This is a genomic window from Mesorhizobium sp. M7A.F.Ca.CA.004.04.2.1 (assembly GCF_004022825.1).
Classification (GTDB): Bacteria; Pseudomonadota; Alphaproteobacteria; order Rhizobiales; family Rhizobiaceae; genus Mesorhizobium.
Genome location: NZ_RZPH01001381.1, coordinates 1 through 1,193 on the forward strand (window position 1 = coordinate 1; position 1,193 = coordinate 1,193).

A 1,193-nucleotide genomic window follows, 5' to 3' on the forward strand; every position below is an offset into this window, starting at 1 on the left:
CATCGACTGGCGCTCCACCGAAAAGCGGGCGCACGAGGCGCTGAAGCTTGTCGGCTGCGATTTCGATCCGACGACGCGCGTCCAGGATCTAACGCGTACCGAAAAATCGCTGGTCGCCATCGCCCGCGCTCTGGCCACCGAGGCCGATGTTCTGGTGCTCGATGAGCCGACCGCCAGTCTCCCGGCCGACGAGGTCGATCGCCTGTTCGACGCCATCCGCCCGCTCAAGCAGCGCGGTGTCGGCATGATCTATGTCTCGCATCGCCTCGACGAGATTTTCCGCATCGCCGACCGCGTTGCCGTGCTGCGCGACGGCAGGCTGGTTGGCCAGAAGAAGGTCGCCGAGACCAAGCCGGACGAGCTGGTCGAGATGATCGTCGGCCGTCCGGTAAGCCAGGTTTTCAGCAAGGCTGAGACGCAGGCCGGCGAGACGGTGTGCGCTGTTCGCGACCTGGTCTGCGCCGGCGCCGGTCCGGTGTCGTTCGACGTGCGCAAGGGAGAGCTGCTCGGTCTGGTCGGATTGCGCGGCGCCGGACAGGAATTGGTCGGCCGCACGCTGTTCGGCTGCCAGGCCTTTTCCGGTTCGGTGACGATCAATGGCGCTATGCCCGATCTATCGAGCCCGATCGCGGCGATGGCGGCCGGCGTCGGCCTAATCGCCCGCGACCGGACGGAGGAATCCATCGCGGCCTCCTTGTCGATCCGCGAGAACAGTTTTCTCAATCCCGGTGCCGGCAAGCGCGGCCTGTTCTCATTCCTGGCGCCTCACAAGGAGGCTGCGCTGGCGCAAGTGATCGGCGGCTCGGTCGGGCTGCGCCCCAACGATCCGAACCTGCCCATCGAAGCGCTTTCGGGCGGAAACCAGCAAAAGGTGGTCGTCGGGCGCTGGCTCCACACCGGCCGCACATTGCTGATCGCCGAGGACCCCACTGCCGGCGTCGATGTCGGCGCCAAGGCCGAGATCTACCGGCTGATCGGCCGCGCACTTGAAGCCGGCCTCGCTGTGGTCGTGGTGTCGACCGATTTCGAGGAGATCGCCCATATCTGCCACCGCGCCTTGGTGTTTTCGCGCGGACAGATCGTGCGCGAACTCACCGGCAACGACCTGACCACATCCGCCGTGATCATTGCGGCATCGGCTTCCGAAGCCGCCTGAATTTTCTGGGAGCGAACCCATGCAATCGATCGAATCC

Annotated in this window: 1 protein-coding gene; it reads left to right on the forward strand. The window is 65.5% G+C overall.

What is annotated here, in order from left to right; genetic code table 11:
• A partial coding sequence (locus EN893_RS34740) for a sugar ABC transporter ATP-binding protein (RefSeq protein ID WP_164901421.1) occupies window positions 1–1,156 on the forward strand: 1,156 nt, incomplete at its 5' end.
• Between the last annotated feature and the right edge of the window lie 37 nt (window positions 1,157–1,193).